The sequence below is a fragment of the Ruegeria sp. BHSB064 genome, from assembly GCF_059613205.1.
Map to the genome: position 1 here is coordinate 1 of NZ_JBXWSB010000147.1, position 9,479 is coordinate 9,479.

General features: G+C 53.4%; 10 protein-coding genes and 2 pseudogenes. 8 read left to right on the forward strand and 4 right to left on the reverse strand.

Features of this window, described 5'->3' with window-relative positions; all coding sequences use genetic code 11:
- On the reverse strand, positions 1 to 274 hold a 274-nt coding region (locus tag AC2FNU_RS21875), incomplete at its 3' end, for a hypothetical protein (RefSeq protein ID WP_496792498.1).
- On the reverse strand, positions 267 to 701 hold the full coding sequence (locus AC2FNU_RS21880; RefSeq protein ID WP_496792502.1) for a hypothetical protein: 435 nt from the start codon (positions 699 to 701) through the stop codon (positions 267 to 269). The genes AC2FNU_RS21875 and AC2FNU_RS21880, both read right to left, overlap by 8 nt.
- A 239-nt stretch (positions 702 to 940) precedes the next feature.
- On the opposite strand from AC2FNU_RS21880, the pseudogene AC2FNU_RS21885 reads away from it, so the two are divergent.
- Positions 941 to 1,171, forward strand: a pseudogene (locus tag AC2FNU_RS21885) (IS6 family transposase); the annotation flags it as partial.
- A 90-nt stretch (positions 1,172 to 1,261) separates the two neighbouring features.
- The gene (locus tag AC2FNU_RS21890; RefSeq protein ID WP_496792506.1) at positions 1,262 to 1,573 is read left to right on the forward strand and encodes a phage terminase large subunit family protein; all 312 of its coding nucleotides are present in this window, start codon (positions 1,262 to 1,264) and stop codon (positions 1,571 to 1,573) included.
- Positions 1,574 to 2,066: 493 nt separating this feature from the next.
- Here AC2FNU_RS21890 and AC2FNU_RS21895 read toward each other — a convergent pair whose 3' ends face one another.
- On the reverse strand, positions 2,067 to 3,386 hold the full coding sequence (locus AC2FNU_RS21895) for a tetratricopeptide repeat protein (RefSeq protein ID WP_496792509.1): 1,320 nt from the start codon (positions 3,384 to 3,386) through the stop codon (positions 2,067 to 2,069).
- A 99-nt stretch (positions 3,387 to 3,485) separates the two neighbouring features.
- Here AC2FNU_RS21895 and AC2FNU_RS21900 point away from each other — a divergent pair, with 99 nt between their 5' ends.
- From AC2FNU_RS21900 to AC2FNU_RS21925, 6 genes and pseudogenes are all read left to right on the forward strand, one after another.
- Positions 3,486 to 3,719: a hypothetical protein gene (locus AC2FNU_RS21900; RefSeq protein ID WP_496792514.1), complete on the forward strand. Its 234-nt coding sequence runs from the start codon at positions 3,486 to 3,488 to the stop codon at positions 3,717 to 3,719.
- Positions 3,720 to 3,729: 10 nt separating this feature from the next.
- Positions 3,730 to 5,196, forward strand: coding sequence for a guanitoxin biosynthesis MBL fold metallo-hydrolase GntH (gene gntH / locus AC2FNU_RS21905; RefSeq protein ID WP_496792517.1), 1,467 nt, complete (start codon positions 3,730 to 3,732; stop codon positions 5,194 to 5,196).
- Positions 5,197 to 5,210: 14 nt separating this feature from the next.
- Positions 5,211 to 6,191 (forward strand): CobW family GTP-binding protein, encoded by a 981-nt coding sequence (locus tag AC2FNU_RS21910; RefSeq protein ID WP_496792521.1) that lies wholly within the window; start codon positions 5,211 to 5,213, stop codon positions 6,189 to 6,191.
- Between the two features lie 417 nt (positions 6,192 to 6,608).
- Positions 6,609 to 7,214, forward strand: a complete 606-nt coding sequence (locus AC2FNU_RS21915; protein WP_496792524.1) for a hypothetical protein — start codon at positions 6,609 to 6,611, stop codon at positions 7,212 to 7,214.
- A gap of 267 nt (positions 7,215 to 7,481) precedes the next feature.
- On the forward strand, positions 7,482 to 8,375 hold the full coding sequence (locus AC2FNU_RS21920) for an NAD(P)-dependent oxidoreductase (protein WP_496792528.1): 894 nt from the start codon (positions 7,482 to 7,484) through the stop codon (positions 8,373 to 8,375).
- A 23-nt stretch (positions 8,376 to 8,398) separates the two neighbouring features.
- Positions 8,399 to 8,647: pseudogene (locus tag AC2FNU_RS21925) on the forward strand (IS6 family transposase); the annotation flags it as partial.
- Positions 8,648 to 8,807: 160 nt separating this feature from the next.
- Here AC2FNU_RS21925 and AC2FNU_RS21930 read toward each other — a convergent pair.
- The coding region (locus AC2FNU_RS21930) for a hypothetical protein (RefSeq protein ID WP_496792531.1) at positions 8,808 to 9,479 on the reverse strand (672 nt) is incomplete at its 5' end.

Here is a 9,479-nt window from a genome sequence, read left to right on the forward strand (position 1 = left end):
GTTTCTTGCGCTCCGGAACGTCGACCGTGACCGGATATTCACCGTTCTCCGTAACCAGTGTCGCTTTGTGGACACCCGGCGGGGCAGTCTTGCCGATCCGCGTCGCAATCCGCGTCTGGCCTTTGCGCGGCACCAGCCGCGCGCGCAGCTCCGCGCCCATCTCTTTCTTCAAGTCGCCGCCGAGCTTCAGCACGCCCGATTGCGCCTCGTCGACCTCAAACGGGGCTATCGCGCGGCCCTTGCGCAGGGTGATGCTCTCGTACAGCTCAGCCATCGTCTTCAATAAGTTCGATGCGGCTCACGTCCGCAGGGATATCGCGCGCATTGCCGGGTGGGCCACAAATCTCGCAAGCATTGGGCACATAGTCCTCGGTGATCACCTGCGCTTCACCGCAGAGGTTGATGGACAACAACTCGTTCCCGAGGAGCGACAGACCGACCTTGAAGTTCGCGGGCAGATGCGCCCGGATCGCCGGAATTTCCTTGATCCTCAGCGAGAAGTCGATGGGATCCACGCCCAGTTGCACCTTGGGTAGCTCGGTCACCCCGATCTTGATTTCAGGCAATTCCCGGACCCGCAACTCGATGGTCGGCAGTTCGCGTATGCGTGTGGTATTGTTGACAGTGAAATCGCCGTCAATGGTGCTGCCGCCGCTGAGGTTAAGATCAATGTCGAAATCGTCAGGTATGTCCACGCCCATGGCCGTCTCCTTCCTGAGGTCGGCATGAAAGATTGACGTTACGTTAACAGAAATTTGAGATTCTGCGAAGTCCAGAGAAAAACGTGGTCGAAAGGCGGCCGGACGCCTTGGATATTTCGCCTGATATCGGGGCGATATGGTGAAAAATGACGCTTTATCTAAAGGCCCTCCAATGCAAGGCAGGTCTTGTCAGAAGAACCTGTCTTGGGGCGGGCAGGGGTGTTGCGTTGCTTTTGCCCATGACCAGACCTGCCTCTTTCAAATACTTTAAAACCAGTCCCGAGATCATCCGCTTTGCGGTGATGCTGTACATCCGTTTCCCGCTCTCGCTTCGGAATGTCGAAGATCTGCTTCATGAGTGAGGCATCGATGTAAGCCACGAAACTGTCCGATACTGATGGAACAGGTTCGGTCAGATGTTTGCCTCCGAGATCCGAAGAAAGCGGGTGCAACAGCTGCGCGCAATTTCGACATGTAAGTAGCATGTATGTCTGCGGATCTGCAGTCCGACTTCTCGGTCTCCACAACCTAGGGGCGCGCGCGAAAACGTGTGGTATCTTATGCACGTCTGGCGTGGGCAGGTGGACTACCCAGGCTTGAAAACCAAGGCACTGCAGCTTGTCGGTCGCTGGGATCCCTATCGTGTTCTGATCGAAGATGCCGCTTCTGGCAAACTGCTTTTCGATGAGTTGTATCGTGATAATCGACTGCGGTTTGAACGCGTCAATACTGACAACGACAAGGAAACCCGGTTCCGGTCCGCTTGCAGTCCCGTCGAAGAGGGTAAAGCGTTTCTGCCGGCAGATGCGCCTTGGCTGGCAGCGTTCAAGCGGGAGCTTCAGACCTTTCCACGCGGTCGCAACGACGATTAGGTCGACAGCTTTTCCCATTTATTGAACTGGTCCAAGGGACCGGGATTCTACCGGGCGCTGGGTCGTGATCACCAGATCAACATCGATCGTTGGGAGAGCAACCGGCAAAGGATCAGAAGGCGGTAGAACCTCAGAGTTAAGCTTGAAAGCTCGTTGAACCTTCTGGGAGGGCCGAGGTTGGACCAATCCTAAGAGCGGTCCCAATGACAACCCGAAACCACAAACTGATCATCTAACCAAAGCCGTCGAAGGCCCGCTTCATGCCCAAAGTGCAAGTTGCTGCACCGTGCATTAATGCCGGCAGTGCGCAGAAAGCAGACAGTGCAAAGTCGTCTAGATCCGCCACTGCTTGCATTCTGCGATGGCTTCCAATGTTGCAAAGCGTTGCGACCAAAACCATTCATTCGAGTTCAAATAAAAATTGTCATTTTGGACATAACACCTTCGACTGAAAATAGAACACTCTGCATCGACAATGATGCGCCGCGTAACATCAGTACCTGATCAGAGTATCCAGTATCGCTTGTCGCGTTGCGGCATCATTGTGGAAGATCCTGCCGACGAGAAACTCAGATGGAAACTCTGGCCACGTTTTGCGCATTTCGGTAACAAGTCTATGCGCTTCTTCCGTAGGTCCCAACTGATCGTTCGCAACGGCTTGGAACAGGAGAGAAGGAGCACTTACAGGCGCACCGGCAGCGGGTGCTCCTTTAAAAGCCTCGACAACCTTTTCGTAATTCCCGAGCATCAGTTGCGATACACCCCAAATATTTCGTGCGCCAAAGCGGCCCGATCCTGACCTTAGTCTTTCTGGATTGCTAACCTCGGCCGCAAGATCCGGAGCGTTGGCCATAATGGCTGTGATGCCAACTAGATCCAGGATATGACCATCCTTCGGCGCAAGTTCGACGGACAGTCTTGCGTATTTCAGTGCCTCGACTGGTTTATTTTGGGTGGCCAATACCCAACCATTTGCTCCGTTTGCCCATGCATCGGTGGGAGATAGATCAAGCGCCTTTCCCGACATCTCCGCAGCTTGGCTAAAGAGATCTTCTCTTTGTGCTTCGTCCGGGGACAACATAGCCAGAGTTGCCAGGACCTGTGCCGAACCTGCGTAGCCATCGGAGAGTGCTGGGTCGAGCTCGGTGGCATGCTGGAACATTCCCAGCGCTATTTGCTGACGCTTGAGATCAAAGACGGGAAAAAACATGCCGCGGGCCTGATCCGCAAGGTTGGCCGCCTGAAGTCTCGTCAAAGACTGTTCACCAAGGGCAGCTCGCTCAGCCTGTTCCGTGGATTGAGTCGCGGGCAAAACCGCCTCGTTATCCTGAGCAAACCAAAACCCAATTCCAGCAATCAATAAAACGCAAACCAATCCAACCGGCAGCAGTTGCGTTAAACGCGGATGCCTTCCAAGCGCATCGCTGTTTCGCACTCCTGAAGTGCTGTCTAGCGAGAACCGTGGCTTGTATCCGCCGGAATCAACAAATATGCGAACGCCCTCACCGTTCCATTGATCGTCGTAAAACTCCTGTAGCAGCCGACGCAACCGTCGGGCTTCAACGCGAACGAGATTCCGACCACCGGTGCCATCAATGCTCCGACCGTAGACTTCGACGGCGATTGCTTTGCCACGAATCTGAGCCCCGCGACCCGCGAGCGTTTCTTCGACCACGTAAGTAAGAAATTGCTGGAGTCGAGGCGAAGCCTGGAACGCGGCACTGGAAACAACGCTCTGAAGTGCCTGTCGGACAAGCTCCGGAGATGGCTGTGCAACATCTTGATCTATCGGCAATTCATTAGCTTGGTTCAAAGCAAACTCACCCCCAACTCACGGTGACTCACTTGGCGTGTGTCGTCAACCGCACTCATCTCGATGTGAGAATAGATAGTGGGAACCGAGGATTATCCAGTGACGGTGGACCTGAGTATTGAGATTCCAGAGCTTTGTGATGCGCTTTCAGGGCATAACGAAGTGGATGCGTTTCTCAGAGAGGCCATCGAAGACTTCACAAAGGTTTGTAAGCAATTGGAAGATCCATCAATCACGGACATCGAGCGCGCGGAATGGGCCCACATCAGATCTGAACTCGTGAACGAGCTTCGCCGGATGGTGAAGCGCAATCTTCGTAACACTTCCAACTGAGGACCGATCCATGACCAAGGAAGACAATGGGAAAGACCTGGAGAACAAACAGGTTCAAGCGACAGACGAAATTGAAGACCCCTCAAGACGGAGTGTTCTCAAGGGGTTGGCCACTGGAGCTGCTGCAACGGGGGCAGCTGGGTTTGCGGCGGGGAGTGCCGAGGCCCACGAAGGAGACGGCCCACTAGGAGAAGCACTCAAGAACCCATACGGTGGGCGACCCGCAGGTGGTATCTCTTTGCCAGAGTATTTCCGCCCGACCAAATACATGACAGGCTCAAACGCGAACTATTTTCCACTGAGTGAGGAGTTGGGGCCAGATGAGATGCGCATCTCATTCTGTGGCTCGACACCCTATCCGCCGCGCGAAGATCAGGCGGGTACCTGTATCATGGTAGAGTTGGGAAATGGAAAACGGTTCTTCTTCGACTTTGGATCCGGTTGTGTCCGTAACATCATTGCCATGCAGGTGCCGGGGCAGCTGATCAACGACATCTTCATCTCTCACCTGCACGTCGACCACTATGCCGACGTCCCTTACATCTACCCATTCCGGGCTTGGTCAGGAGGGTACACGCCGCTGCGTATTCACGGCCCGTCCGGTCGGACACCCGAACTTGGCACAGCTGGAATGGTTCAAGGCATGCAACAGATGCTCAAATGGCACCTTGAGGCGTTTGACGTATTCCCGATTGGGGACGGCTACGAGATCGAAGTCAATGAATTCGATTTCCGCCAGGAAGGTGGCATCGTTTATGATGAAGACGGTGTGACTGTTCGGTCTTGGCCTCGAAGCCATGCCAAGGACGGTGCGGTTGGCTATCGGCTCGATTGGAACGGGCTGAGCTTTGTATGGACAGGCGATGGCCGACCAGACGAGCTTTCACGGAAATACGGCGAAGGTGTTGATGTCTTTGTAACCGAAATGTCGGGACAGGATATTGGTCAGTTGATGACCTACAAATACGGTATCCCACAGGATCTGTTTAATTTCACAATCGATACGCATCATACCTCCCACTATGCCGTGGGTAAGCTATTTGCTGACACAAGGCCGCGGTTGGGGATGGTGACGCACTATACGCAGGACGAAGACATCGACGCTGAAATGCTGGCTGGTATTCGCGCCCACTATGACGGTCTGTTCCAATGGGGTCTCGATGTAGCCGTTGTGAACGTGACCAAGGATGCGATCTGGTACAGGAAAGCTGCACTGCCCGGAAAATCCGGTACTGTGCCACCATTTCGTGAACTGGCTGCGGCAGCCGAGGCCGGGCGTATTGAGCTTCCGGATGAAATCACATTGCCGAATCCGAGGCTCACCCGAGCAGACCAGCAAGACCAGAAGTACCGTGATATGGAGATCGATCCACGCGAATACTACCCAACTGACGTTTTCCGAGCACCCGGCGGAGACTGGCCGCAGGACTTTACCATCAAAGTTTCGGATGTAATCGGCCCGCGTGATGAAGACTGAGAGGAGATCGAACGATGATTGAATTTGGTTCGACTTCTGCGATCCCCGTAACGATCCTTACCGGCTTTCTAGGAGCCGGTAAGACAACGCTCCTGAACCGCATCCTTACTGGTAACCACGGTCTGCGAGTGGCAGTCCTGGTGAATGACTTTGGGTCGATCAACGTCGATGCAGATCTTGTCGTTGGCCTCGAAGACGACGTTATGAGTCTGGCAAATGGCTGCGTTTGCTGCTCGATCCGAGATGATCTGATCGAAACGGTAGAGGCCGTCCTCGACCGGCCTGAGAAACCGGAATACATCGTCCTTGAAGCAAGCGGAGTGTCGGACCCGTCATCAATTGCGATGACATTCACCGATCAGAAGTTTCGGGACATGATCCGCTTGGACAGCCTCATGTGCCTGGTCGATGCGGAACAGCTATTTTCTGCGCCGGAGCAAATGGAACTGAAGCTCCGTCAAATCGCGTTCTCGGACATGGTTATTTTGAACAAGGTCGACCTCGTCGACAGGGCGGCTGTTCAAAGGGTGCACGATTGGCTTGGGTCTCGCTTCCGTCGATATCGTCTGGTCGAAGCTGTCAATGCGGACGTCCCTCTGGACATACTTCTTTCTGTTGGTCGCTTTGCCGCCGAACAGCTCGAAACGGAAATACCTGATCACCATGAACATGGACCAGATTGTGGCTGTCATCACTCTGATCACTCAGACAGCTTCTCTACAACTATGATGAAAGCTGAACGCCCAATAAGCCTATCTTCCCTCCGAAGTGCTATTCGGAAGCTTCCCGGCGATGTCTATCGTCTCAAGGGTTTTGTTTTTAGCGAGGAGGATCCAGATCATCGCATTCTTGTTCAGGTGGTTGGAAAACGTATGGACATCGCACGGGATGGCGCATGGGGCCAGCGAAAACCCGAAACAAGGCTTGTTGCAATAGGTGCAACAGGAGCCCTTTCAGAGTACGAGCTTTCCGAAGCGTTGTTGGAATCTGCTTAGCGGCAAGTTCGACCAAATGTGTTTGCGTGTGTTATTTTTATTCCAACACGTATCAGCTCGAAAGCCCGCAGCGCCGAAAATCAAATGGGGAGAATAACCTTATTGCTGAAGCAGTTTAGGAAATGGATTCAAGCGGTCACACTTCTTGCACCTGCCACTACGTTTGTGTTGTCAGGTACGACTGTATGCGCGCAGGACGTCTCAAGTCGAGAACTTGAAGATACAACCCCAAACCTCGGATTACCGAGTTCAGCCGGAGGACAAGATGCCGAATTGCTTTCTGCTTTCCATGGGCTCGAGGCGTTACCGCGAGTGTCAAATTTCATTTGCAGAGGTTCCAGGGGCAAACACGGGATGCCTGTCATTTTTTCTACCCAGGTAGACTTAGAAAGTCTGCAGGCAGGTGACTTCAGAGTTATGACAAAGTCAGGCCAGATAGGAACAATGCACTGCGCGTCAGTGTTGCCTGCTACAGATCCCGGTGAATTGCGCACGGTGCTTCTAATCGGGGATTTTGGGGATGCTTCCGAGGATCCCCCCGTTGCAGTCGAGGTTATTGGAAACCTTCATTCCATCGACGGGACACTTGATTTTCGAGGTGCTACAGTAGCCGTAACTCCGCTGGAAGACGGGCCCTCAATGATCTTTGCCGAGGTTGTTGAGGATTGGACTTTGGTCGGAAATTTGGGACCACGCCGTACCAGAGGAAGCCTATGCCCAAGTGACAACACCGCACAGGCCATTCGGGTAACTTGGGCGGGTGGTGTTACGCTGGCCAACGGCAAGGAACCTGGCGATGTGGAACGTGATCTGTACAGTATCATCGTAGAGGCCGAAGATGGATCTCAGCGAATAGTAACACCCGCGGCGCTTGCCGATCTGGGTGACGGGGACAATAACCATATGCTCTGCCTCGATACAAAGGATCGACCTATTTCAGTGTCTTTTCCGGCTGGTATTCTGACGGATCCAAATGACGATCTGAACCCTGCAACCAGCTTGTTTATAACAAAACCCAAGTGAGAAACTGGTTTAAATTTGTTCGAATGGACTCTTAGCCGAAAATGCTCGGCCGTGCCGGTTGGGGGCATTGCAGTGGTGAATGCGCAAAAATGGGTTTATCCGCAAAGTTGGCATTGCAAAGTTTAGTTTAGAAAGTCTGCTTTTGGGTGGAAACGTTCATTCGCTGCGTCCTGCGCTTTGGTTCGCAAAGCAAATTTATGCCGTCATTGCGTTTTCATTATGCACTAGTCCATTCTGGACCTCTGTTAATGGTAAATGGAGACCCCGATGCGCGCAGAAACAATCGGATTTGTTGGTGTTGGCTTGATGGGTCAAGGTATGGCCGCAAATCTGCTAAAGGCCGGTTTCACAGTTAATGTAGTTGCTCATCGAAACCGTGCCCCTGTCGATGTCTTGGTCGCAAAGGGCGCGACGGAGGCAAAAAACCTCGCGGAGCTGGCGGCAGTATCGTCAGTTATCCATATTTGTGCGCCCGGTTCTCCTCAGGTCGAGGCAATCGTGGCCGCCATGATGCCAACCATTCAGGCCGGTAGTGTCATTGTAGATTGTTCCACGTCAGACCCGAATTCCACCATGGCACTCGCAAAAAAGCTAGCGCAGGCCGGTCACCACATGGCAGACGCGCCGTTGGGCGGGACGCCCGTGCAAGCACAGAACGGAGAGCTGGCGACCATGGTCGGCGCTGACCCAGATGTTTTTGAGCGGGTGAAGCCTGTTATCGCAGCTTGGGCCAAGACCATCGTTCACATTGGCCCGTGTGCTGCAGGGCACAAAATGAAGCTATTGAATAACTTTCTCTCATTGGGATACGCGGCGCTTTATTCGGAAGCGTTGGCACTGTCCGAAAAAGTCGGAATTTCCACCAAGGAATTCGACTCGGTCATTCGTGGCAGCAGGATGGATTGCGGGTTTTACCAGACCTTCATGGGTTACGCCGTTGAAGGTAATCGAGAGTCCCACAAATTCACTTTATCCAATGCTCTAAAAGATTTGCGCTACCTTGAAGCTATGGCAGATGAAGTGGGGCTGTCGAATCCAATCGGAAACGCCGCAAAAAACAGTTTCGCCATGGCGCTCGCTGCTGGAGGTGACGGACCGAACGACTATGTTCCTCACCTTGTCGATTTCGTGGCCGCAAGAAACGGTGTATCCAAGGCGTAATTCTGGTCGCATTGCGCAAGCAGATAAAAGCGAACTCTTTCAAATGCTTCAAAACCGGTCCCGAGATCATCCGCCTTGCGGTGATGCTGTACATCCGTTTCCCTCTCTCGCTTCGGAATGTCGAAGATCTGCTTCATGAGTGAGGCATCGATGTAAGCCACGAAACTGTCCGATATTGGCGGAACAGGTTTTGCCCAATGTTTGCTGTTGAGATATGGCGGAAGCGTGTTCAGCAGCTGCGCGCGTTTTCCAAATGGAAGTGGCACGTGGACTTGCCGAGTGCAGTCAACTTTGTTCCAAAAAAGTTTACGGTTTTCGCGGCAAAATGAGACTGGTTAGAATCCGTCTGACAGCACCGTTCCAAAAGTCTGCGTCACATCCGATCTTTGTACGCAATCCATTGCGTGAGCTTCCGCCGCAATTGCTCATGCTTCATCGACAAATTGGAAGTTCAAGCGGCGGCTGCTTGGGCAGTGATGCCCGCCATTCATTAATGATCGGCTGCAAGGTTCTTTTCGGCCAGAACTTCGGTGCGCCGATTGCTTGTAGGCACGCGGCATTCCAATAAGCGCCCGAGCGCGACAGCGACTTGCCCTGCTTCACCGCTTTGGCAACAGCAATAATGTCTTTCGATTCAGGGTAAATGTAGAGTGTGGTCGGGTTCCCTTCGACAAGGGCCAAGATCTCTTTGGACGCAGATTGCGACCAGGTTGTGCATCCGTTGCTGCGACCGCCAGTATAGTTCACGAGCTTGCCGTAAGGGACATATCCGTCCTGATCCGCGTGTGCACTTTGCGGATTCTTGAATCGGCATTGCCACTTCAGAAAAACAGCTGGATGACCGCCGATGGCGCGTTCCCGGGCGTTGCTTGTTTCTCCTTCCCCGTCGAACAACAGGAACGTGCGGTAAAACGGCTTCGTTTTGCCGGACTGCCGGTGGTATCCTTTGAACGACGTGCGGGTCTCGGCTGTGACATAAGAACCGCCCGCTGTCAGTTTTGACCCTTCTGCATTGCTAAAGTTCTTTGCGCAGTGCCGACCGTTCGAGAAATTGGCGCGTTGCAGTTTACGGCCGTTGCCGTAACCGGACGACACAGCCCGGAA

Excerpts from the sequence above, each read along its gene's own strand:
- AC2FNU_RS21880 (WP_496792502.1), bottom strand. The coding sequence starts at position 701 with ATGGGCGTGGACATACCTGACGATTTCGACATTGATCTTAACCTCAGC.
- AC2FNU_RS21890 (WP_496792506.1), top strand. The coding sequence starts at position 1,262 with ATGCACGTCTGGCGTGGGCAGGTGGACTACCCAGGCTTGAAAACCAAG.
- gntH (WP_496792517.1), top strand. The coding sequence starts at position 3,730 with ATGACCAAGGAAGACAATGGGAAAGACCTGGAGAACAAACAGGTTCAA.
- AC2FNU_RS21910 (WP_496792521.1), top strand. The coding sequence starts at position 5,211 with ATGATTGAATTTGGTTCGACTTCTGCGATCCCCGTAACGATCCTTACC.
- AC2FNU_RS21915 (WP_496792524.1), top strand. The coding sequence starts at position 6,609 with ATGACAAAGTCAGGCCAGATAGGAACAATGCACTGCGCGTCAGTGTTG.
- AC2FNU_RS21920 (WP_496792528.1), top strand. The coding sequence starts at position 7,482 with ATGCGCGCAGAAACAATCGGATTTGTTGGTGTTGGCTTGATGGGTCAA.